The 23,271-nt window shown below is 59.5% G+C and carries 21 protein-coding genes and 2 tRNA genes; 11 read left to right on the plus strand and 12 right to left on the minus strand.

The genetic code is table 11. From position 1 onward, the window contains the following. The first annotated feature begins 3 nt into the window (after positions 1-3). The 6 genes from KIG99_RS01265 (at position 4) to KIG99_RS01290 (ending at position 7,079) form a co-directional block, all read left to right on the plus strand. Positions 4-1,080, plus strand: a complete 1,077-nt coding sequence (locus KIG99_RS01265) for a hypothetical protein (RefSeq protein ID WP_226458414.1) — start codon at positions 4-6, stop codon at positions 1,078-1,080. Positions 1,081-1,365: 285 nt separating this feature from the next. Next, complete coding sequence (locus KIG99_RS01270; protein WP_226458415.1) at positions 1,366-2,037, plus strand: hypothetical protein; 672 nt, start codon at positions 1,366-1,368, stop codon at positions 2,035-2,037. Between the two features lie 264 nt (positions 2,038-2,301). Continuing rightward, positions 2,302-3,422, plus strand: a protein-coding gene (locus tag KIG99_RS01275; protein ID WP_226458416.1) for an IS3 family transposase whose coding sequence is annotated in 2 segments (ribosomal slippage) — positions 2,302-2,554 and positions 2,554-3,422 — 1,122 coding nt in all. Because the reading frame shifts where the segments join, the coding sequence is not laid out codon by codon here. Positions 3,423-3,589: 167 nt separating this feature from the next. Further along, positions 3,590-4,273, plus strand: coding sequence for a hypothetical protein (locus KIG99_RS01280; protein ID WP_226458417.1), 684 nt, complete (start codon positions 3,590-3,592; stop codon positions 4,271-4,273). Between the two features lie 100 nt (positions 4,274-4,373). Further along, a complete protein-coding gene (locus tag KIG99_RS01285; RefSeq protein WP_226458418.1) occupies positions 4,374-5,744 on the plus strand; it encodes a replication initiation factor in 1,371 nt (456 codons plus the stop codon). Between the two features lie 192 nt (positions 5,745-5,936). Next, positions 5,937-7,079 (plus strand): tyrosine-type recombinase/integrase, encoded by a 1,143-nt coding sequence (locus KIG99_RS01290; protein WP_226458419.1) that lies wholly within the window; start codon positions 5,937-5,939, stop codon positions 7,077-7,079. 23 nt (positions 7,080-7,102) lie between these two features. On the opposite strand, the gene KIG99_RS01295 is transcribed toward KIG99_RS01290, so the two are convergent. Together KIG99_RS01295 and KIG99_RS01300 are read right to left on the minus strand one after the other, a co-directional pair. Beyond that, positions 7,103-7,179, minus strand: a tRNA-Arg gene (locus KIG99_RS01295). A gap of 60 nt (positions 7,180-7,239) precedes the next feature. Next, positions 7,240-7,316: transfer RNA gene (locus tag KIG99_RS01300), tRNA-Arg, on the minus strand. 66 nt (positions 7,317-7,382) lie between these two features. Here KIG99_RS01300 and KIG99_RS01305 point away from each other — a divergent pair. Beyond that, positions 7,383-7,649, plus strand: a complete 267-nt coding sequence (locus KIG99_RS01305) for a biotin/lipoyl-containing protein (RefSeq protein WP_226458420.1) — start codon at positions 7,383-7,385, stop codon at positions 7,647-7,649. Between the two features lie 24 nt (positions 7,650-7,673). Here KIG99_RS01305 and KIG99_RS01310 read toward each other — a convergent pair whose 3' ends face one another. The 4 genes from KIG99_RS01310 to KIG99_RS01325 form a co-directional block, all read right to left on the minus strand. Continuing rightward, positions 7,674-8,015: a BON domain-containing protein gene (locus tag KIG99_RS01310; protein ID WP_226458421.1), complete on the minus strand. Its 342-nt coding sequence runs from the start codon at positions 8,013-8,015 to the stop codon at positions 7,674-7,676. Between the two features lie 168 nt (positions 8,016-8,183). Then, positions 8,184-9,578: a sigma 54-interacting transcriptional regulator gene (locus KIG99_RS01315; RefSeq protein WP_226458422.1), complete on the minus strand. Its 1,395-nt coding sequence runs from the start codon at positions 9,576-9,578 to the stop codon at positions 8,184-8,186. Then, a complete protein-coding gene (locus tag KIG99_RS01320) occupies positions 9,575-10,135 on the minus strand; it encodes a permease (RefSeq protein WP_226458423.1) in 561 nt (186 codons plus the stop codon). The genes KIG99_RS01315 and KIG99_RS01320 overlap by 4 nt, the downstream gene beginning before the upstream one ends. Continuing rightward, a complete protein-coding gene (locus KIG99_RS01325; RefSeq protein ID WP_226458424.1) occupies positions 10,125-11,531 on the minus strand; it encodes a HAMP domain-containing sensor histidine kinase in 1,407 nt (468 codons plus the stop codon). The genes KIG99_RS01320 and KIG99_RS01325 overlap by 11 nt, the downstream gene beginning before the upstream one ends. Before the next feature lie 347 nt (positions 11,532-11,878). On the opposite strand from KIG99_RS01325, the gene KIG99_RS01330 reads away from it, so the two are divergent. Continuing rightward, on the plus strand, positions 11,879-12,448 hold the full coding sequence (locus tag KIG99_RS01330; protein ID WP_226458425.1) for a bactofilin family protein: 570 nt from the start codon (positions 11,879-11,881) through the stop codon (positions 12,446-12,448). Between the two features lie 174 nt (positions 12,449-12,622). Here KIG99_RS01330 and KIG99_RS01335 read toward each other — a convergent pair whose 3' ends face one another. Genes KIG99_RS01335 through KIG99_RS01355 form a run of 5 tightly spaced genes read right to left on the minus strand, consistent with a single transcriptional unit; the run spans position 12,623 to position 17,945 of the window. Then, a complete protein-coding gene (locus tag KIG99_RS01335) occupies positions 12,623-14,257 on the minus strand; it encodes a PepSY-associated TM helix domain-containing protein (protein ID WP_226458426.1) in 1,635 nt (544 codons plus the stop codon). A 17-nt stretch (positions 14,258-14,274) separates the two neighbouring features. Beyond that, entirely contained in the window at positions 14,275-14,565 is a 291-nt protein-coding gene (locus tag KIG99_RS01340; protein WP_226458427.1) for a hypothetical protein, read from the minus strand. Next, the gene (locus tag KIG99_RS01345) at positions 14,558-14,839 is read right to left on the minus strand and encodes a hypothetical protein (protein WP_226458428.1); all 282 of its coding nucleotides are present in this window, start codon (positions 14,837-14,839) and stop codon (positions 14,558-14,560) included. The genes KIG99_RS01340 and KIG99_RS01345 overlap by 8 nt, the downstream gene beginning before the upstream one ends. Before the next feature lie 26 nt (positions 14,840-14,865). Next, positions 14,866-15,771 (minus strand): alpha/beta hydrolase, encoded by a 906-nt coding sequence (locus KIG99_RS01350; protein ID WP_226458429.1) that lies wholly within the window; start codon positions 15,769-15,771, stop codon positions 14,866-14,868. Between the two features lie 5 nt (positions 15,772-15,776). Continuing rightward, positions 15,777-17,945, minus strand: a complete 2,169-nt coding sequence (locus tag KIG99_RS01355; RefSeq protein WP_226458431.1) for a TonB-dependent receptor — start codon at positions 17,943-17,945, stop codon at positions 15,777-15,779. A 334-nt stretch (positions 17,946-18,279) separates the two neighbouring features. On the opposite strand from KIG99_RS01355, the gene ettA reads away from it, so the two are divergent. Then, positions 18,280-19,944 (plus strand): energy-dependent translational throttle protein EttA, encoded by a 1,665-nt coding sequence (ettA, locus tag KIG99_RS01360; protein ID WP_226458432.1) that lies wholly within the window; start codon positions 18,280-18,282, stop codon positions 19,942-19,944. A 139-nt stretch (positions 19,945-20,083) separates the two neighbouring features. Here ettA and KIG99_RS01365 read toward each other — a convergent pair whose 3' ends face one another. After that, positions 20,084-20,362: a hypothetical protein gene (locus tag KIG99_RS01365; protein ID WP_226440257.1), complete on the minus strand. Its 279-nt coding sequence runs from the start codon at positions 20,360-20,362 to the stop codon at positions 20,084-20,086. A 144-nt stretch (positions 20,363-20,506) separates the two neighbouring features. On the opposite strand from KIG99_RS01365, the gene KIG99_RS01370 reads away from it, so the two are divergent. Then, positions 20,507-21,340 (plus strand): class I SAM-dependent methyltransferase, encoded by an 834-nt coding sequence (locus KIG99_RS01370; RefSeq protein ID WP_226458433.1) that lies wholly within the window; start codon positions 20,507-20,509, stop codon positions 21,338-21,340. 7 nt (positions 21,341-21,347) lie between these two features. Next, positions 21,348-23,237: a peptidase U32 family protein gene (locus tag KIG99_RS01375; protein ID WP_226458434.1), complete on the plus strand. Its 1,890-nt coding sequence runs from the start codon at positions 21,348-21,350 to the stop codon at positions 23,235-23,237. Positions 23,238-23,271: the final 34 nt, after the last annotated feature.

A 23,271-nucleotide genomic window follows, 5' to 3' on the forward strand; every position in this document is an offset into this window, starting at 1 on the left:
TATATGCCCCTTCCATCTGAACTCGCTCATCAAATCAGCGATGCTATTTGCGTTCCGGTAGGCACAATAACGTTTGAATTTTCGTCGGCTGAAGCATTCAAACAAAGCTCAGTCGCCGGCGTTTTGGTTGAAATTCCAGCCAACGGACACTTTTTCCGTGTTGATCGCACCGCTGATCGTGTGCTGCGGTTCTTTCATTCGTCACCCGGCACTGGAACACGAGTCGCATCAATTCCGCTCGGGCCGTTACCTGACTTTGAAAAAGCATTCTTGGCATTCAGTTGGTCACCGGAAGAGTTAATGTTTTGTTGTGCCCCCAGAGGCATAGAGTCAGAATTGTTGACTGCCAAAGGGGTTCCATCCCCCATCAGTTTCAGAATTGGGCGTAACGGAGCTGTATTTCAGATTGGCGATGAAGGGGTTGACGTAATGGGCGCACGCTTTCATCAAAATGGCCAATCAGTTCTTACGCCAACCGCTATTGAAACTTGGCAAAACACAATCAAGGCAATTGAAGTCCTTCTGACGGGGAAGTCTGAGGAAGGTTTCATTTTCGAAGTTGTGCAGACGAGTGCCATTCTTTCAATGTTAGTTACTGGCCTTGAGAGTTATGCCAAGACACGACTGCTTGAAGTAGAGTCCGAGGGTATTGGTGCCGATTGGAATGCACTATTTACCGCCTTCGCATCAAGAGCAGAACGTGAGTCAAATCGCTTGAAAGAAATTGAGACGAAGGCCGTAACCGCGAACGCGTCAATTCTGACGGAAGTGGTCAATGCTCTGAAAATAAACTTCCAGAACTACGATGATGTCAAGCGCGCCTACAAGGCCGCGTATGGCATTAAGCTTGGCGACATAGGGGTTGGCAGTCAGGCGCTTAGTGACCTGCAAGACTTCATTCGCTACCGCCATCGCGTTGTGCACGTCTCTCCCTTGCTTACGATTCTCAACCAAGACAAGGTGCCGCCAGATCAGCCAATATTTGCTAACCGCAAACTCAGCGAAGATGCAGAGGCTTGTTTCAAGTCGGTGATCGAGGCATTACATCTTGCCACTCTCAGCCTCCGCTCTTCCACCTAAATCGAGCCCTGCGGTCAACATGGGCCTGCGCTAAAAACCGCGCAGGCCAGTCACCTCTACGTTCCTGAATGTCTGGTTTCGCCAGCCCAATATTTCCGCTAAGGGCACGAAGCGGCCAAGGAAGCTCCACTCACCCAGCATGAGGCGGCAACCGGCCAGGAGCGGTCTGTCGGTGAGTAGTCCCCATTGCGGCCATTCGTCGTACGCTCATCCACGCACCTTGATATTCCAAATAATTCACGGCAGGATGTTGGCATCGATATGATGACTTTGGTCAGGCACCTCATGAGAACCGTTATCTCAGTTGTTGTAGCTGCACTGCTACCAACCAGTACATACGCGGGTACCGAGCTTGTTATGCGAGAGGGGGCAACAATCGAAGCCAGAAAGGAGAACACATCAATAATGGTGACCTCCGGTAAGGGGTTTGACAGAACCTACGAGTGGGAGCGCTGCAAACTCAAAAGCGATATGGTTGCGAGAAAGAAACGATGGTATGGGAGTATGGGAATCTATGATGCAGCCCCGTCATTCGGCTTATCCACCGGAGGTTGTTCTGGAATTTCTAGAACAGTAGTCGGAGAAGGCCAGATCCATTTTGATGACCTGCAATTTGCGCAGAAATGGATCGAACGCCATCCAAAGAGCTACAAGACCGTATGGACCAACGATGGGCTGCTTGTTTCGTGGAATATTGTGCCCGGACGGCAACAGTTGAGTGTTGATGTTTGGTTGATGTGCATTAACGGCAAACGTCCAAAGCTGCTTGCTGGGTCAAACGATTCCGCAATAACCGTCTCACAAAGTTCAACAGGAAAAAGCATTTACGAGTGTGCAGAAGTTGGTCAGGATGTCATTGACCAAACCCGCTCGCAGCTCGAAGAGGACTGGAAGAAGATTGACGAGTGGATTGCGAAAAACAAGGATCGCGAGCGTCGTCTAGGGCCGAATAAATAGCCAAGGTGCGTCCGCTTTCCTGAACTAAGCACTTCCGCTTAGGGCACGCAGCAGCCCCCCCAAAGGCTCTCGACCAATAAGTTTTGGTGGTCAAAATCCGATCACAAAAGCTTGTCCTCTTACTACTTCTCAACCTTTTCGATTAGTGATTTCAAAAAGTTACGCTTTCTCCTTCGCCAAACAGTGCCTCCCCCTTCGACGTCCCCCCGGAATTGAGTAGCGCCTGACTTTAGAGTCCAATTCACCACGACAAGGAGATTGGACATGAAGAAGCGATTCACCGAAGAACAGATCATTGGCTTCCTGCGGGAAGCAGAAGCAGGAATGCCGATAGCGGAGTTGTGCCGCAAGCACGCCTTCTCAGAGGCAAGCTACTACCTCTGGCGCAGCAAGTTTGGCGGAATGAGCGTGTCGGACGCTAAGCGGCTCAAGGAGCTCGAAACGGAAAACACGCGCTTGAAGAAGCTGTTGGCCGAAACGATGCTGGAAAACGAGATCGCTAAGGAAGCTCTGCGAAAAAAGTGGTGAGCGCACCGTCACGACGTGATCTGGTGCGCTACCTGATCGACGAGGGGCTCAGCGAGCGAAAGTCATTGCGGTTCGTTGGCATGAGTCCGAGTTCATTCCGTTACCAGCCGGCGGCGGATCGCAATGCTGCTTTGAAGGAGAAGATCGTCACGCTCGCCCAACGTCATCGGCGCTACGGTGCCGGGATGATCTACTTGAAGCTGCGGCAGGCCGGCCTGGTGGTGAATCACAAGCGGGTGGATCGGCTCTACGCCGAGGCCGGTCTGCAAGTGAGAAGGCGAAAGCGGAAGAAGATTCCGGTGTCGGATCGTCACCCGCTAGAGCGCCCTTCGGCCGCCAATCAGGTCTGGTCAATGGATTTCGTGTTCGACCGGACGGCGGAAGGACGAGTCATCAAAAGCCTGACCATTGTGGATGACGCTACGCACGAAGCAGTTGCGATTGTTCCGGAACGCGCAATCGGCGGCATGCAACTCACCCGAACGCTCGATCAGTTGGCCAAGACGCGAGGCTTGCCCAAGGCCATTCGGACGGATAACGGCAAGGAGTTCTGTAGTCGGGCCATGCTGACCTGGGCGCATGCCCGTGGCGTCCAACTCTTTCTCATTGAGCCAGGCAAGCCGAATCAGAACGCCTATATCGAATCGTTCAATGGGCGTTTCCGGGATGAATGCCTGAATGAGCACTGGTTCACCAGCCTGCGCCATGCCCAGGTCGTCATCGAAGGCTGGCGCCGCGAGTACAACGAGGAGCGACCGAAAAAATCCCTGGGCGGTTTGACGCCCGCAGCCTATGCAAAATCACTCACCCAGAAATCAGGTAAATTACCCCCGGACTCTAAAGCCCTCTGCTACTGAAAACGGGGGGACGTCGCCTTTATGGAGAGCTATACAACGAGCTCAAATCTGAAGGTGGTCGGGTTACGTTCCCAGGGCGATTCGCTACCATCAGACAAAAAATTGCTAATTACGTCGAGCTTTACGATGACGAACGAAAACCAGGAGTTGCCCTCTTTCTAGGGTTGATGGGGGAGCAAGGCTTTCTCGACTTCAACAAAGAGGCCAGCACCTGGACTGAACAAGAAATTGAAAACTTTTTGAACGACATTGGAAACGGCGAAGGAGAGTACGACTTTCTTAAAAGTCTTACCTTCCCTGACTCGGAGGAAGAATGGCTTAAACAGGAAAAATATCTCCAATCGCTTCCAGAAGATGAGTTCGCAGCAGCAACCAAGGCGAGTTCATTCTTCTTTGCCGGTGTGTTCTCACATTTTTTCAATACGCTGTCATTGATGACGCATGGGGCCACACTTGTCTCTCTGGTTAAAAGAGCCATGGAAGGTGACGACGAAGCATTTGGCAAGGCCATACAGGTAGATCGTTTCATCTTGTCCCACCACCCCTACTTCATTGACAGGAAACAACGAGCCCAAGACGAAGGCGATGTCGTTTTTTTGCGATCTTTGGCGTATCGAGAAGCGAACCCCAACCTAAAGGGGAAAATTCAATATCCCGCCTTGTTCATGTTGTTCGGCATTCTTGAAATCATTGGATGGCTAGATGAGCTAAAACACGATGAGATTCTCGATCTCTGTGACGACATAGGTCTAGACCCTTACCAATGCCGGATTGAGGACACGAATTACCTGACGAAGCGCTTAGCTGACTACAGGCGATTTCAGAAAACTGGCGGCATGTCAATGCGCTGAGTTTTTACTTCGGTGCATTCGGAACAAAGCTTCCGAAACATAACTTCCGTATCCGTTCCAGGGCCATTCGGCACCTGGCAAGTCCAAAAGGAAAACGGATATGTCACAGAAGCACAGAACAGGCCGCAATGGCCTAGGTTCGCAACCCAGCCAGCAATCTACCGCCACTTCCCTGGCCCCCGCCCGCACCGCGAGCGAAGCGCGGGCGGACGGGGGACAAGAAGTGGCGGAACCTGCCTTTCAAGGTGCGCCCCCTAGTAACACAGCACCCTATAACTGCAATGATGACTATTTCAAGGCCCTTCGATGGGGTGTTGATAGTCTTTATCTCTCCTACCCAGGAGAACTCTCCCGAGAGTCAGATTCACGCCTCAAGGCTTTAAAAGCCCTTGCCCAATCCACAGAGCCGGGTGAGGTCGCAAAAGCTCAGCTACCGCTCGGGAAAGACATTTTTGAGGTCAAGGAGAAAGGGGCTTCCCTCTTCCCCTACATCATCGAGGACGGCGCATTCCGAATTCAGCTATCTCGCCCTGGTCATAAAGCGCCTATGGCCTATGTGAAGGTATCGGCGGTCTACCTGGCCCATGTCGGCCCTGTGGAAGCCGAAAAGCACCTTTATGAGATTCTTTCGGAACTTGGGGAAATCAAGGAGTCGGCCAACGTCAGCCGGATCGATTTGTTTGTCGATTTCGTCTCGTCGGTGGATATGGAAAGTTGGGATCGGCAAGCCTGGGTAACTCGGGCCTCGTCCATCAATGCCTATGCCGTATCCGGCAACTTCTCCGGTTGGTCGGTTGGCCTCGGCGGCACCATCTCTGCCCGGCTCTATAACAAGCTGCTGGAAATCGTTGTCAGCGGCAAGGATTGGATTCTTCCCCTGTGGCAAAAAACGGGATGGACCGGACAAGGGGCAATCTGGCGCCTGGAGTTTGAACTGAAGCGAGAAGTCCTGACCCAGAAAGGCCTTTCCAAGCTCTCAGAGGTCTTGAATCACCTCAATGGCCTGTGGAGCTACGCCACCACCGAATGGCTGCGCCTGACGCTCCCCCAGGAGGCAGATCAAACCCGCTCACGCTGGCCGACTCACCCCCTGTGGGCGCTTCTGTCTTCGGTTGATTGGGAGGGCAAAGGAGGACCGCTGAGCAAGCGCTTTAGCCCGACTCGCAGCCCCAACGATGACAAGCTCTTTCAGGTCGCCTACAGCGCAATTCTGTCCTACATGGCGAAGCATGGCTTTCCGGCCCATGAACTCTACGAAGGGACCGAGGATTTCCTAGCGAATGCCTATCTGTACCACGAGCAGAAAGCATATGAGTTGGGATTGCCCTTCGAAACCTTGATTACCGAGAAGCTCGCTCTCAAGAACCGGCAGTACCACACCGCAATCAACGACCCGGAGCAGGAAGCAAAACGCAAGGCCAAAGAGGTGGCAGATCAGGCCAGGGCCTATCGGAAGGAAAGCGATGGATAAGCGCGGCTTCAATTGCCAGGAGGCGTTGCATTACCTGGGCATCAAGCGCCGCGCCTTCGATAAGTACTTCCGCCCTTGGCTCAATTCGGTTCGCTTGGGAACGTCAGTTATCTTCGACCGAATTGACCTGGATCGAGTATTGGAAGAACATAAATCCCGGAACGGGCGGCCCGTGGAGGAAGGAGTTTATTCATGGGCCGAACACAATCCGGCATTTACGAAGACCCGCAAGGCTTCTGGTGGGTTGATAAGGTCTTCAAAGGCACTCGACTTCGCAACCGTTTTGAACGATTTGAAGAAGCGGAATCCTGGCTGATCCTCCAACTGGAGCAGCTACGGCAAAAGCACCTCTTCGGCGTTCGCCAGAAACGGACGTTCGATGAGGCTGCCGCGAAGTATCTGCTCGACCACCGGGAGAAGGTATCGCTTCAAACCGATATCTATCTGCTGGAAAAGTTGGTGCCGTTAATTGGCAAGCTCACGCTCGATCAGATTCACGATCAGACGTTGGCGGCCTATGTGAAGCAGCGCAAGGATGAAGGGCGGTCTCATAAAACGATCAATCTCGGCCTCGGGATTGTTCGCCGGATTCTCAACCTGGCCGCGCGAAGTTGGCGCGATGAGGATGGAAAAACCTGGCTGGAGACCCCTCCGCTCATCACCATGCTGCCGCTCATTGGCTTTCAGCGTGAGCCTCGCCCGATTACCTGGGCCGAGCAGCGGCGTTTGTTGCCGCACTTGGCGGACCATCTCGCAAAGATGGCCCTGTTCGATCTGAACACCGGCGCGCGGGATGAGGTGGTTTGTGGTCTGCGCTGGGAATGGGAAATTTACATCCCCGAACTGGAACGGTCTGTTTTTGACGTCCCCAGGGAGAACGTGAAAGGCAGGAAACGTAGTCGTGTTCTGGTCTGTAATTCGGTGGCCCAAAGCATCATCGAGGGGCAACGCGGCAAACATGCCGAGTATGTCTTTCCCTACCAGGGAAACCGGATTGAGACCGTAGGCAATAGTGGGTGGCAGCGTGCGAGGGCAAAGGCGGGACTTCCTGATCTTCACTTCCATGATCTGCGACACACCGTTGGGATGCGATTGCGTGAATCAGGAGTTAGGGAGGAAACGATTGCTGACGTTCTTTGGCACACCCGCCGGGGCATGACCGCACATTACTCAGTCGCTCAGATTGAGGAACTGGTGGAAGCCCTGGAGCGGATTACCGATGAACGTAGCCGGACGAATCGAAGCCTGGAGATGATCCGCCGGGAGCAGATTGGGAAGCTGAGTCCCCATTTTCTCCCCACGGAAAACAAAAAGGCCAATCAGAGATTGGCCTAAGTGTTTGATACTTCAAGTTCTTTTGGTGCGCCCGGAGCGATTCGAACGCCCGACCCCTTGGTTCGTAGCCAAGTACTCTATCCAGCTGAGCTACGGGCGCACTGTCAAAACTATTTGCTGATCGATGATCAGTTTTACTGCTGGTACTGCTTGTCTTTGCTGGTGCGCCCGGAGCGATTCGAACGCCCGACCCCTTGGTTCGTAGCCAAGTACTCTATCCAGCTGAGCTACGGGCGCACTGCAAGAGCCGCGCATTATACGGACGAAGACGTAGAATGCAAGGGTTTCCAGGAAAAATTTTAAATGCGCGCCAAATTCGTCCGTATGCCGAAGTATCCCGAGTGCTGGGAGAGTTGCGGCTCCTGTGCCAGTGGCAATGTCTTCATTCTCGAAATCCTGGTCAAAGTCGGCGATGAGGTTGATTTTGACGACACCATTCTTGTTCTCGAAACCGGCAAGGTGGCGCTCGATATTCCGACCCCCTACGCCGGCAAGGTGGTTGCCATACACGTTACAGAGGGCGATACGGTCGATGAGGGTGCATTGCTGGTAACGCTGCAAACAGACTGAGCAAGCCTCGCCATACCGCCCCGATCATTTTGGGGAGTCGATCTCCATTGCATTGCGCACTTCCCTGACGCCGCGCACGCTGCTCGCCAGGTCGAGCGCCCGGCGCAGCGAATGTTCGTCGGGCACGGTGCCGCCGACGGTGACGACACCCGCCCTGCCCTGCACACGTAATTGCGAGCCGGCCAGCCCGATGTCCGTGCGCAACAAGGTTTCGACCTTTTCGGTGAGCACCGTGTCCAGCGTTTCGCCGGCCATGCTGACGCTGGCGATGACTTGTGGATCGTCGGTGGCAAAGGCGGTCAGCCCCAGACCACAGAGCGCCACGACGGCAATAAAACCGGCAACTGCGAAATGACGTTTGATCATGTCCTGCTCCTCCAGTAATTCAATACCAAAGGTCTATTGCGAGGACCGTGCCAGAAAATTTAAATTAAATTAATCAATTAGATAGGAAATAGACGCCCACATCACGGGGATTTTCGGTCGCCTGACGGCGACAGCCGGCCAGGCTTGGCGCGGCCAGGCAAGCGATGCTCAGCGCTCGCCAAGCGCCTCGCTCTCGCTGCGGAACATCGCCGGCGTCAGATCGTACTTTTGCAGCAAGCGATAAAACTCGGTGCGATTGCGGTCGGCAATGCGTGCCGCGTCGGCGACGTTGCCATCGGTCAGCTTGAGCAGCTGCACCAGGTAATTGCGCTCGAAGCGCTGTTTCGCCTCGGCATAGCTGAGCGCCTCCATGGTCGGCAGGCGCAGGGCACGCTGGACCAGCGACAAGGGGATCAGCGGCGTCGAATTCAGGGCGCAACTCTGCTCGACCACGTTGTAGAGCTGCCGGACATTGCCCGGCCAGGCAGCCGTGGCCAGCGCCTCCAGTGCATCCGGGGCGAAGCCGGTAATCGGCTTGCCGTACTTGGCGGCCAGCAATTGCACAAAATGGGCGGCGAGCAGCGGAATGTCCTCGCGCCGCTCTTCCAGCCGCGGCAGCGTCAGCGAAACGACATCGAGCCGGTAATAAAGATCTTCACGAAACTGGCCCTCCGCCATCGCGGCATCGAGATCGCGATGCGTCGCCGAAACCAGACGCACATCGACCGGCTCGGCACGGGTCGCCCCCACCGGCCGCACGACGCGCTCCTGCAGTACGCGCAGTAGCTTGACCTGCAGGCTGAGCGGCATGTCGCCGATTTCATCGAGAAACAAGGTGCCGCCATTGGCTGCCTGGATCAACCCGACCCGGTTATTGCCGGCACCGGTGAACGCTCCCTTGAGATGCCCGAAAAGCTCGGACTCCAGCAACTGCTCGGGAATGGCACCGCAATTGATCGCGACAAACGGCCCCTTGGCGCGCGGACTGGCGCGATGAATGGCACGCGCCAGCACTTCCTTGCCGGTACCGCTCTCGCCGCGGATCAGCACGCTGGCGTCAGACGCCGCCACCATGCGCGCCTCGGCGAGCAACTCGGCCATCTGCGTGCTGCGAAAGACAATGCCGGCCAGCCATTCATCGGCCTGCGCGCTGCCCGCTGCCGTACCGGAGGCCGAAACCGGCAGCTCCGGCGCGGAAAGCTGCAGCGCCTGATCGATTTTCTCGAGCAGGACCTGGCTGTCGAACGGCTTGGTCAGATAGCCGAAAACGCCCCTAGAAGTGGCGTCGACCGCATCAGGAATGCTGCCGTGCGCGGTGAGCAGAATGACCGGCAGGGTCGGCCGCGTCGTGCGGATTTCCTCGAACAGGGCGAGGCCATCGCGCCCCGGCAGACGCACGTCGCTGACCACGACGCGTGGCGGATCAACCGCGATGTGCGCCAGCGCCTCCTCGGCCGAGCCTGCCGCGGTGATGCGAAAGCCGCGCGCCAGCAGGCGCATGCTGAGCAGGCGCAGGATATCTTCATCGTCATCGACGACCAGGACGTGCGCGCCGGCCGTCATTTGCTCCGCCCCACCGGGGCCGGCCGCAGACTGTGCGTGCGTTGCGGCAGGGTGCGCTCGATGTCGGCCAGACCATCGATCTTTTCCTGCAGCTCGACGCTCTTGCGCTGGCTCTCCTTCAACTGCTGGCCCTGACGTTCCAACTGCACATCGAGTTTCTGGCGTTCCAGATAGTTGTCGGCCAGCAGGCGGGCCAACGGCTGCAGACTGAGCGCGGCCGGATCGCTCGATTTCAGGATGCCGTCGAGCAGCGCGATTGCCTTGGTCAAATCCGGCGCCGCGCGCGGATGGCCGGCCAGCATCGCCTGCCGCAACTGCGTGTTGGACGTTGCCGGCAAGGCCGCCAGCACCGAGCGCTCACGGCCAAGCTCAGCCGGACTCATTTTGCCGAGCAACTGGTAATAGGCAAGCGGCGGCAAAGGGCCCGGCCCGTCGTAAGCCGGCGGTCGCGGCCCAGCCGTATTGGCGCAGGCCCCGAGCAGCAGGCTGAGCACAAGCAGGATAGGCAGAGTTGATTTACCGGCAGCCTGCCGCCAGCGTTGCGAATTACTGATCATCGGGGAGTTCCACACAAAAATGAGCGCCCTGCTCGGCCGCCAACAAGCTCACCGAGCCGCCCATCGCGCGCACCAGTTCGCGCACGATGGAAAGCCCGACCCCGCTGCCGCGGCGAAGGGATGGCGCCTGACGCTGGCCCTGGACAAACGGATCGAAAATCCGTTGCGCATCCTCGGCGGCAACCCCAGGGCCCTGGTCGATACACTCGAAATACCAGGCGCGCTCGGCATGTCGGGCAAGCAAGCGAATTTCGCCGCCTTCCGGGCTGAAATCAATGGCATTGGACAGCAGATTGTCGAGCACCACCGCCATTTTCTCGGCATCGAGCAGCGCATGGTTGTCATCCGGCGTCTCGACCAGCACCTTCAACTGCCGCGACTGGACATGCAGTTCGCGGCGCTGCACGACGCCACTCAGCAGCTTGCCGAGATTGACCTTGCCGATATTCAGCCGGCGCGCTTCAAAGGCAGCGGCATTGAGGCTGAGCAGGCTTTCGATCTGCTGCTGCAAGCCGGCGACGTTGTGCTGCAGGATATCGACCACTTCGCGCTGGTTGCCGGCGAGCGGCCCCGGCACTTCCTCGCGCAACAGCGCGATGCCCTCCTTGAGCGCCGTGAGCGGCGTTTTCAGTTCATGCGACACATGCCGCAGGGCGCGCTCGCGGTCGGATTCGAGCTCCGCCAGACGCAGACGCAACCAGTCCAGACGTTTGCCCAGACGACGCAGGTCGACCGGACCACCGACCAGGACCGATTCGTCGAAACGGCTCGCGCCGAGCCGGCCGATCGCCTGCTCCAGTTGCCGCACCGGGCGTACCAGCCACCAGCCCATCGCCGTGGCCGCGAGCAAGGCACCGCCCAGCGCCAGCGCGATCTGCAAACCAAGATGCCGCCGGTTGGCGTCCAGATCCTTGAGCACCTGCTTGTTGCGGCTTTCGATCCAGCGCTGCCCGGCCTCCTTGATCAGCCCGTTCAACTCGACCAGACGCGTCAACAAAGGCGCCAGCTCGGCCTTGCCGACTTTCTGCTCAAGGCCGCTGCGCAAGGCGCCGGCGACCATCCGCCAGCCGCCAAGCAAGGAGGCCAGCGAATCGCCGGCCTGTACATCGAGGCGATCAACCAGCGCCAGTGACTGCGTCAGATGTTCGTCGAAACGCTGGCGAAAGACCGGGTCACTGAGCAGCAGATACTGGCGGGCACTGCGTTCGAGATCGACGGTGCGCTCGCCGAGCTCCTGTATCTCCGCGGTCAGGGCAATCGCCTGTTCGCTGGTCTGCCGGCTTTGCTCGACCAGGCGCTCAAGCACCAGCCAGCTTTGCAATGCTGCGCCGGCGAGCAGCAGGACTATGACGGTAAAGCCGAGCAACATGCCCTGGCGAAAGGAAATCCGGATCATGCGCAGGCTTTTCGCGAAAATTCCAGTGTAGACCGCCTGGCCGCCGCACCGGGAACCGGGCAGGCAGCTGCCAACGCCTTTGAGAAAAACAAAAACAATCGAATAATCATCACCTTGCAAGTCACGTCGCCAATACACGACAAGCTTAAGCCAAGCGGCTTAAGGCTTGCTGATCCGCAGCAAAAAAAGCTGTCGCCATTTGCCGACAGATACCGTCCATACGGTCGACTCGCCAGAAAAGGCAAAAACCCAAGCCTTTGTTTTAGATATCTATTTCACTGATGGCACGCTTATCGCGTTTGCTTTCCGAAGCTATCCCCTTTCGCCCCACCCAACGAGGAGTCTTCATGTTCAGCAAACCCGTCATCACCACGCGCAACGATCCCGTCGTCCGCAAGGATGTCAGAACCATCCCCGGCAGCAACGGCGCCCCGCCGGTCGACCTGACCACCCGCGCCGCGCAGCAAGTCGCCCCCGAAACACCGGCGGCCCCGCCGGCCGTGGAAAAGGAAGCGCCCATTTCCGAAAACGTGCTCGGCGCCCGACTCATCGTCGGCCCCGATGTCAAACTGAAAGGCGCCGAAATTCTCGACTGCGACACACTGGTGGTCGAAGGCCGCGTCGAAGCGACCATGGACAGCCGGGTGATCCGTATCGCCGACCAGGGCTCGTTCTCGGGCAAGGTCAGCATCGACATCGCGGAAATCCATGGCAGCTTCGACGGCGAACTGACCGCCCGCTCGCAACTGATCATCCACGCCACCGGCAAGGTCAGCGGCAAGATCCGCTACGGCAAGCTGGTCATCGATGAAGGTGGCGAACTGTGCGGCGACATCAATGCCCTGTCGGCGGAAAAGCCGTCCCAGAACTGGGCGCGCAGCGAAAGCGTGCCGACCCTGAGCGCCATCGTCGGCTAAAACCCAAGCGGGCGGCACTACTGCCGCCCACCGGTCGACCATGCCCGGAAGGCCAAATTGCCGGAATGCTGGTCATTTGCCGCGCAGACCCGGAGTTCGCTCCCCGGCATCGAAGCGCCCCAGGAAAAGCGGTGCATGGCAACACACCGCCCCCCTGCCAGCCGACACCAAGACTCAGGCGGGCGTGGCCGAACCAGCCCGGCCTTCGATCGACCAGACACTATCGGCCACGCCGTGCCGAATGCGATGCGAGGTGGCGCGTGCCATCCAGGCAAACACCAGGGCTCCGACCAGGGCCGTCGCATCGACGCCCAGACTTTCCGCCGAGGTATGCGCCCACATTCCCAGGGAAGGAAAGCGCCAGGCGAGCAGCGTGGTGAGCGGTATCGCCAGGGTGAACAAGGCGGCCGCCCACAGCAGATGTACGGCAGCAGCCGCGCAGCCGCGCCGGAAGGCCCAGGCGATGCTGGCGAAGAAGGCCGCATAGTAGAGCCCGACATGCCAGGCGCCGAGGTTGTCCACATGGCCGTACAGCCACTTGCCGCCGACAATCGTCAAGGAAATGCCGCCCATGCATCCCAGACAGACGCCGACCGTCGCTGCAGCCAGCCAACGCGCATCCTGGCGCTGTACCGGCACATCGTCACTTTGCCGCGCCGCCTTGCGCCGCCGGCTTTCCACCCACAGCAGATTGCCGCTGTAGAACAGCCAGGCCCCGGCCAGACCGAGCAGAAAGTACATCCACTGGACGAGCGTGCCGCCGAAGGCCGCCATATGCAGGGCGAAAAAGCTGCTGACAAAAAGGTTGGGCGTGCTCTGTCGACCGGGCAGGAAATCGCTGTTGATGACTTTGCCGCTGAACGGATCAAGGGCGAGAAAGCCGCCGCGCGCCCGCGGCGAGACAGCAGCGGCATCCTTGCCCCAGATACGGAGCGTCGGACGCACCCCGGTGACCTGCTGGTATTGCAGCATCGAAGGAACGAAACCGGGAGCAAATTCCCCGGCCCGGGCCAGCAAGACCTCAGGCGGCAGCATGGCGGCCGGTTCGTGCACGGCGCTGGCTCCCGGTGCCGGTTTGGGTCTCTGGAAGGCGGCCGCCCATTTTCCTTCGTGCACGAGCTTGTCCTGAATGACGTAGATCTCGTCATGAAAGGCAAAGGCCACCGAGGTGAGCGCCATGACCAGGTGAAAAGGCAGGCTGACGATGCCGATCACGTTATGGGCGTCGAGCCACATGCGCTTCAGGTTCTTGCCGACCCGCAAGGCAAAGAAATCCTTGACCAGCGAAGGCAGCAGCACGACCACCCCGGAAACGAGCGCGAGCGCATAGAGCGCTGCGACAATGCCCATGATCCAGCGATTCGGGTCGTTATCGACCGGCAGGCCGACCACCCGGTGCAGCGTGTCGATGAAGCCGGCCAGGGGCGAAGGATGCGTTTCGACAACGACGGCATTACCGGCCGCATCGAGCGTCGCCGCGTAATGGCGCACGGCTGTCTCGTCGTGCTCGTCAGCCGCCGGATCGCGCACCTGCCAATCCATGCGGCCCGCGATGTGTTCGGCGTCATCGAGATGGATGGTGAAATCCCGTGCCGCAGCCGGGTTGACCGCCAGGGCGCCGAGCATGAGTTGTTGCGCCTGCGCCAGCGGCACGCTTTCGACCTGTTTGGGTGGCGCCACCCAGCGCGCCAGCGGTTCCTTGAAAACAGTCAGGGCACCGGCGTAGAAGGCGATGAATAGCGCCATGCCGGTAAGGATGCCGGTCCAGGTATGGACCGACTTGTAGATACGGACGAAGTCTGTACGCATGATGTTCAGGTCCCGGATCAGGATAAGCGGACGGCCAGCCAGGTGCCGACCACGCACGCGCTGGCGCCGCCCAGCCCGAGCCAGGCCCGGCCCCCGCTGGAAAAGAAATAGGCGCCGCTGAGCACGCCCAGCCAGATTGGCGGCACCATCCACATCGCCAGCTGCCCACGGATGGCCAGCGGCAGGTCGGCATTCAACTGTGCGAACAGGCCGCTGCAGGCAAATGCCAGGACGCCGCCGCACAAAATGCCAGCGGCGCTTTTGGCCAGCCAGTCACGGTGCACCGCCGGGGATTTCTTCTCAGACATGCCGCCCCTTTCGCCGCATATCGAGGAAAGCACCGAGGTAGGGCAGCAGCGAGAAGAACAGCATCAGGGCGGTCAGGAACACGAAGGCCGTGGTCAGCCATTGCATTTCCCTGACCAAAGCGAGCCAGCCCAGCGCCAGCAACAGGCCACCAAGGAACCGGGCCAGCCGGGCGCGCCAGGGAACAGGCAGCCAGCGCTGATTGGGCGAGCCCAGGTAAATGGCGGCGCAACCCGATAAAAGCAGGGCCAGACCGATCAGGAGCGACATTTTCATGGTGGATACCTTGTAGCCGGCAAGCCCTAAGGCTGTTCCAGGAAAAACTGCATGCCGCGCGTCATGGCCGGCAACCAGACCGGACCGTGATCCTCTCCGGCCAGTTCGTGATAGACCACCTTGTCGCGGAAGGCGGCAAGGCTCTGCAGCTTTCCGGCAAGCTCACGCGCCGCGGGAATCATCGTGCGAGTCGCCATCAGGGCCCGGACCTCGGGCGGATGGTTTCCCTTCGGCGGATTGTCCTCGAGAGCGCCGACACTGATCTGCACACGGGGTGAAATACCCGACGCGATCAATCCCGGCAATTCGCCGAGCACCCTTTTGTCCTGCCACCAGATCGAAGGACTGGACGCCAGGTAGGTCGTAAAGCCGGTCGGTCGGGTAAACAGGGCGTGCAGCACGAACAGGCCGCCGAAGGAATGACCGAACAGGGCCTGACGCTTGCGGTCAATGGGGTGGCGCGCAGCCAGCAGCGGCTTGAGTTCCCTCTCGATAAAGTCGAGAAAATGCTCGGCCCCGCCCGCCGTCGCTGCATCGCTACGATCGTCCGGGCCGATGGTGTAGTCGCGACGCCGGGCCGTCACGTCGAAATCATCCGCGCCCGGATAGCCAATGCCGACAACGACAGGCGGCGCCAGCCCGGTCACTTCACGCCGACTTTCCGCACTGCGCGCCAGAAAGGTCGCCACGGGAAATGCCGCATTGCCGTCCAGCACATAAAGCACCGGGTAACCGTCGGCCGGCGGCGGCGAAGCCGGCACCGAAACGAATACCCGGTAGCGGAAGCCGGTTGCGGCAGCCTCGACATCCAGTTGCTGCGCTTGCGGCAAGACCACGGCGGACCATGCGGCCGGCTCGCTCCCGGCCCGGGCCGGCGACGTTGCCGCCGCCAGCACCAGACCTGCCAGGATATTTACACTCAGGTAACGCATGCCGTTCAGAAATCCATCGTTGCGGAGGCCGTCACGGTGCGCGGCGCGCCCAGAGTTGCCATCGCGTAGCTGTCGCTGAAACTGCCCGACCAGTAGCGCTTGTCGAACAGGTTGTTAACGTTCACACGCAGCACCAGGGGGCGACCGCTCATCAGCGTGCGGTAACGCGCCCCGACATCGAGGATGCTCCAGCCCGAGGCCTTCTGCTGATTGGCCGCATCGAGATACTGGCTGCTGGTGGACACGACACGACCGCTCAGCGTCAGGCCGGAAAGTGCCGGCACATCCCACTCGGCGCCCAGATTGCCCTGCCAGCGCGGGGTGCCGATGGCGACATTGCCGTTGTATTGGTTATTGGCAGTTTTGGTCTGAACGCCGCGGGAATGGGCAATCCCGCCCAGCACCCGCAGATTGCGCGTCAGCGTGCCAAAGGTATTCCACTCCAGACCGCGTACGCGCTTTTCGCCGTCGTCGGTGTAGGTCGGGTTGGTGCTGCTGCCGTTCGCAAGCGTGGTCGGCTTGGTGATTTCGAACAAGCTGACGGTGTTGGTGAAATTTCCGGCATTCCACTTGACCCCGGTCTCCATCTGTTCGGTCTCGTAGGGCGCGAACACGAAATTCTTGTTGGTGGCCGAGGTATCGGTAACCGTAGCGCCCTTGCTCAAGCCCTGAACGTAATTGCCGTACAGGGAAACACCTTGCCCCCAGGGCTTGAGAACGATCCCGAGGGCCGGCGTCACGGCACTCTTGTCGTATGACGGGATGATCACGGCGCCGGTCGCTGCGTTGTAATTAGTCGTCTTGACGTTCAGGTAGCGCAAGCCCAGCGTCAGCAAGACCCGATCCTCCATGAAGGCCAGGGTATCCACCAGCGCCAGGCTGGACAGCGTCGTTTCCGATGTTTTCGGCGCATAAGCCGGCGAATCCGGCATGACCAGCGTCGTCACCGGGTTGTAGATGTTCGAGGTCGTGCTGGTCGAGGTGGTCGCCGAGCCGCTTTCCTGCTCCAGGTTGGAGAGATGCACAACCAGTTCGTGCCCGACGTTGCCGGTGGTAAAGCGCGAACGCACGCCGGCTTCGGCCGAAACGCTATCGGTGTAGGAGCGGGTACCGTTGGTCGCGGCGGTGAAGTTGCCATTGGCGGCGATATTGCGGGCGTGGGTTCCGTTGATGAAGCCGGTCTGCTCGAAACTCATCGCGCCCAGTCCGGCAAACAGCGAGACATTTCGATTGATTTCGTACTCGGCGCGGGCAATGACGGCCTTGCTCTCCAGCGTACCGCTGGCGCCGGGGAACAAATTGGTCCGCGGGTCGAGCGCCTTCGGGATCGGCGTAGTGCTCTGGAACCAGTACATCGCCGGCGTACCGCCGGAGAAGGATTCCTTGCCGTAATGGACATCCAGCGTAGCCTTCAGCGCTTCGCCGCGATAGTCGAACGCGCCGGAGAGGAATTGACGCTTCTTGGACTGACCGTCGAGTTCCGTGTCGCCATCGCTGAACGCGCCGTTGATCCGGGCGCCGAACTCCTTGCGCTCGCCGAAACGCCGGCCCGCATCGACACTCGTCATCAGTTGCCCGGCCGATTGATAGCCGACCGAGACGCGGGTCAGCGGATCGTCACCTGCCCGCTTGGGGACCAGGTTGATCACCCCGCCGACCCCGCCGCCCGGCGGCATGCCGCTGAACAGCGCACTCGGGCCTTTCAATACCTCGACCCGCTCCATTGCCTCGAGCGGCACATGGCCGCTAGGCGCCAGGCCGAACATGCCGTTGATCGCGATTTCGGAAGAATTGACGTCAAAACCGCGCACCCGGAAATTTTCGTAGGCGTGCCCGCTCGTGGTTGTAAAACGGACCGACGCCTCGTTGGCCATCACATCGGCAATGCTTCGCGCCTGCTGATTCTCGATCAGTTCGGCGGTATAACTGGTGATATTGAACGGGGTGTCCATGACATTCCGGTTGCCCAGCGCGCCCAGGCGCGCCCCCTTGGCAACCTGGCCGCCGGCGTAGGGCGCGGGCAAGTCGGACGGCTGATCCGCACTTGCCGACACATTTACTGTCGGCAGCGTCCGTTCGATTTCGGCATTTTCATTGGTGGCGGATTGGGCCAAGGCCCATTGCGGCAGAGCAAGCATGCCCATGGCCAGTGCGATTGGAGTCATTCGCAGCATTGTGTTTTCCCTGAAAAGAAACACTGGCTGGCGAAGGCTGGCTTGTGTAGCACGTGTTGGCTTGTCCCGGCGGGACAAATGAAAGAGGTACAACCTTTTTAAATTTTAGTTGAGAATGACTTGCATTTGCAACCACAAGCATTTTTCAACAGGTTTACCGATGTCGTGCCAGGCTGGACAGGCATTCGCCAGCGATCGCAACTCGCCATCGGCGCTCGAAGCGCCGCCCACCGGTCGACTGCCCGGAAAAAGCCAAATTGCCGGGAATGCTGGTCATTTGCCGCGAAGCCTCGTAGACTTTGCGGCTATTCATTTCCAGCGACAGGCAAGGTCCATGGCTCAATACGTAATGTCGATGCTGCGCGTCAGCAAGATCGTCCCGCCCAAGCGGCAGATCATCAAGGATATTTCCCTCTCCTTCTTCCCCGGCGCCAAGATCGGCCTGCTCGGTCTGAACGGTTCCGGCAAGTCGACCGTGCTCAAGATCATGGCCGGCGTGGACAAGGAATACGACGGCGAAGTGCAGCACCTGGCCGGCGTTTCGATCGGCTACCTGCCGCAGGAACCGCAGCTCGACGCGAGCAAGACGGTCAAGGAAGAAATCGAATCCGCCCTCGGCGAAGTCATGCAGGCGCAGGCCAAGCTCGATGAAGTCTATGCCGCCTACGCCGACCCGGACGCCGATTTCGACAAGCTGGCCGAAGAACAGGCCCGTCTCGAAGCGATCATCTCGACCGCCGGTTCCGACACCGAAGCGCAGATGGAACTGGCCGCCGACGCGCTGCGTCTGCCGCCCTGGGAAGCCGTGATCGGCAACCTGTCCGGCGGTGAAAAACGCCGCGTCGCGCTGTGCAAGCTGCTGCTCGCCAAGCCCGACATGCTGCTGCTCGACGAACCGACCAACCACTTGGACGCCGAATCGGTCGAATGGCTGGAACAGTTCCTCGTCCGCTTCCCCGGCACCGTCGTCGCCGTCACCCACGACCGCTACTTCCTCGACAACGCCGCCGAGTGGATTCTCGAACTCGACCGCGGCCACGGCATTCCGTACAAGGGTAACTACTCGTCCTGGCTGGAGCAGAAGGAAGCCCGTCTGGAAACCGAAAACAAGCAGATCGACGCCCACATGAAGGCGATGAAGCAGGAACTGGAATGGGTGCGCTCGAATCCGAAGGCGCGCCAGGCCAAGTCCAAGTCGCGTCTGGCCCGTTTCGAGGAAATGTCGAGCCAGGAATACCAGAAGCGCAACGAAACCCAGGAAATCTTCATCCCGGTCGGCGAGCGCCTGGGCGGCAAGGTCATCGAGTTTGCTGGCGTCACCAAGACCTTCGGCGACAAGCTGCTGATGGACAACGTCAGCTTCACGATCCCGGCCGGCGCCATCGTCGGCATTATCGGCCCGAACGGCGCCGGTAAATCGACGCTGTTCAAGATGATCACCGGCCAGCAGCAGCCGGACTCCGGTACGGTCGACATCGGCCCGACGGTCAAAATCGCCTACGTCGACCAGTCGCGCGACTGCCTCGACGGTTCCAAGACGGTGTTCGAGGAACTGGCTCAGGGCAGCGACATCCTGCAGATCGGCAAGTTCGAAATGCCGTCGCGCGCCTACATCGGCCGCTTCAACTTCAAGGGCGCCGACCAGGGCAAGCAGGTCGGCAACCTGTCCGGCGGCGAACGCGGTCGTCTGCACCTGGCCAAGACGCTGATGACCGGCGGCAACGTCCTGCTGCTCGACGAACCGTCGAACGACCTCGACGTGGAAACGCTGCGCGCCCTGGAAGATGCGCTGCTCGAATTCCCCGGTTGCGCGATGGTCATCTCGCACGATCGCTGGTTCCTCGACCGCATCTGTACGCACATCCTGGCCGCTGAAGGCGATTCGCAATGGAACTTCTTCGAAGGCAACTTCCAGGAATACGAGGAAGACAAGAAGAAGCGCCTCGGCGAAGAAGGCGCCAAGCCGAAGCGTATCCGCTACAAGCCGATCACGCGCTGAGGCCGGACCGCGCGTACCGCCGTTTTCGCGGGCGGTACGCGGTCAACCGCCAGCCACCATGCAAAACGGGCGCCGTATGGCGCCCGTTCTTCTTTTTGCCCCCCGCCATGGCGGAAGGCCAAAACCGGATATTTGGGGATTAGTGCTTCAGATTGGCGGAGAACACAGCCTTGGTATTTTCGGAAAACTGGAATTCGTTGAAAGCGCGATCGATGGCGGCTTCGTTGCGGCCTTCGGAGCGATCTTCGAAGTTGATGCCGATGACCTTGCCGTTGGCAGCCAGGGTCTGGAAGGCAAAACGCCAACGTTGTGCTTCAGCCAGCCGCTCACGCAGTTCGGCTTCGTTGGAAATGGTAATACCGGCGTTTTTCAGGGAATCAAGAAACTGTTCGAAAGATTCGTTGCTCAAACTGCCCATTTGTCTCTCCGTGTTTAGATGCGGTGTTGGATCACCATGAGCCGAATAACGACCCGGTATTGATTCGGTTGACACAAAAGTAATAGAAATTTCAAAACTTTTTTCGCCGCGGCAAAGCGTCGTCAAATGCGATAATCGCGCCCTATGAAAAAGCCGAACATCCCCGCCGAAATCCCGGAAATCCGCCCCGGCCAGTCCATCGAACTGCTCAAGGAACTGCACATCCTGACCCGCGACGGCAAGCTGAACCAGGACACGCGGCGCAAGCTCAAGCAGGTCTATCACCTCTATCAATTCATCGAACCGCTGCTCGCCGACGCCACCAGCCTGGCCGACCACGGCGCCGGCAAGTCTTACCTCGGCTTCATCCTCTACGACCTGTATTTCAAGGCGCGCCAGGCGGACGAACAGCACGGCCACATCTACGGCATCGAGACGCGCAAGGAACTGGTCGAGAAATCGCGCGAGCTGGCCAAGCGTCTCGGCTTCGCCGGCATGAGCTTTCTCGATGTCACGGTCGAGGAGTCGACGCACTCCGCCGCCCTGCCCGCGCAGATCGACGTCGTCACTGCGCTGCATGCCTGCAACACCGCGACCGACGATGCGATCCGCTTCGCGCTGGAGAAGAACGCCAAACATATCGTGCTGGTACCTTGCTGCCAGGCCGAAGTCGCCGCGACGATGCGCGCCCGCAAGAACGAGTCGCTGGGCAAGACGCCGCTTTCCGAACTGTGGCGCCACCCGATCCACACACGCGAACTCGGCAGCCATCTGACCAACGTGCTGCGCTGCCTGCTGCTCGAGGCGCACGGCTACGACGTCACCGTCACCGAACTGGTCGGCTGGGAACATTCGATGAAGAACGAGCTGATCATCGCCAGCAAGCGCGGCGCCCCCAGGAAAAATGCCCGCGAACGCGCCGAGGCCATCCTGCGCGAGTTCAATATCGAGGAACTTGCGCCGCGTTTCGCATACTAAGTTGCCCATGACCCGTATCCAACACCCGCTCGAACTCCTCGCCCCGGCCAAGAACGCCGACTTCGGCATCGAAGCCATCCGGCACGGCGCCGATGCCGTCTATATCGGCGGTCCGGCCTTCGGTGCGCGCTACGGCGCCGGCAACACCATCGAAGACATCGCCCGCCTGTGCGAATTCGCGCACCGCTTCCGTGCCAAGGTTTTTGTCGCGCTGAACACCATCCTGCGCGACGACGAACTCGAAGAAGCCCGCCAACTGGCCTGGAAAATCTATGAAGCCGGCGCCGACGCGCTGATCATCCAGGACATGGGCCTGCTCGAAGTCGAACTGCCGCCGATCCAGCTGCATGCCAGCACGCAGACCGACAATCGCAATCCGGCCAAGGTGAAATTCCTCGAAGACGCCGGTTTCTCGCAGGTCGTGCTGGCGCGCGAGATGACGATCAAGGAAGTCGAGAAGGTTGCCGCGGAAACGACGCTCGCCCTCGAATATTTCGTGCATGGCGCACTGTGCGTCGCCTATTCCGGCCAGTGCTTCATCAGCCACGCCCACACCGGGCGCAGCGCCAACCGCGGCGAATGTTCGCAGGCCTGCCGCCTGCCCTACACACTGATCGACGACAAGGGCAAGACGATCACCGAGAACCAGCATCTGCTGTCGATGAAGGACAACAACCAGACACAGAACATGCTGGAACTGGCGCGCGCCGGCGTCTCGTCCTTCAAGATCGAAGGCCGCCTGAAGGACCTCTCCTACGTCAAGAACATCACGGCGCACTACCGCCAGTTGCTCGACGAAATCATCGCCGAAAACCCGGAATTCACCCGCGCTTCAAGCGGCAGCAGCACTTTTACCTTCGAGCCGCAACCGGAGAAGACCTTCAACCGCGGCTACACCGACTATTTCGCCAACGAGCGCCAGGACGACATCGGCGCCTTCGATTCGCCGGCTTTCGTCGGCGAGCTGATCGGCGAAGTCGTCGAGATCGGCGACGGCTGGTTTACGGTCAACGCCGAAAAACCCTTCAATAACGGCGACGGCATCTGCTTCTACGACGCGCATGGCGACGTGGTCGGCGTACGCATCAACCGGGCCGAAGGCACCAAGCTCTTCCCGGTCGAGATTCCCGCCGAACTGACCGAAGGCACCACGCTGTTCCGCAACCGCGACCAGGAATTCGAGCGCTCACTGGAAAAGGACTCGGCCGAACGCCGCGTCGCCGTACAACCCGTGTTCGCCGAGACGGAAAACGGCTTTTCCCTGACGTTGACCGATGAGGACAATGTGTCCGTAACGGTCAACCTCGTCCACGGCCAGGAAATCGCCCAGAACGCCGAACGGGCGACGAATACGCTGAAAGACAGCCTCGGCAAGTTCGGCAACACGATGTTCAGCGCGCAACCGGTCGAACTCAAGCTCAGCCAGCCGTGGTTCCTGCCGGTCGGTACGCTCAATGCGCTGCGCCGCGAGGCCACCGAAAAGCTGGAAGCAGCCCGCATCGCGACCCACCCGCGTCCGCCGCGCGCCGCACCCGCTGCCAATCCCGTGCCCTACCCGCAGGACGAACTGACCTATCTCGGCAATGTCTTCAACGCCAAGGCCCGTCATTTCTACGAGAAGCATGGCGTCCAGCTGATCGCCGACGCCTACGAGGCGAACCAGGAAAAGGGCATGGTGTCGCTGATGATCACCCGCCACTGCCTGCGCTACAGCTTCAACCTGTGCCCGAAGGAAGTGAAGCACCTGAAGCCGGACCCGATGACCCTGGTCAATGGCAGCGAAAAGCTGATCCTCAAGTTCGACTGCAAGGCCTGCGAAATGCACGTCATCGGCAAGATGAAAAAAGGCGTCACGCTCAATCTCGGTACGGTACGCCCGACCGCGGCCTGCGGCTGAAGCGGCTTTCCGGAAGCTGCCGTGATCGCTCAAT

Source organism: Quatrionicoccus australiensis (assembly GCF_020510425.1).
In the GTDB taxonomy this organism is placed as follows: Bacteria; Pseudomonadota; Gammaproteobacteria; order Burkholderiales; family Rhodocyclaceae; genus Azonexus; species Azonexus australiensis_A.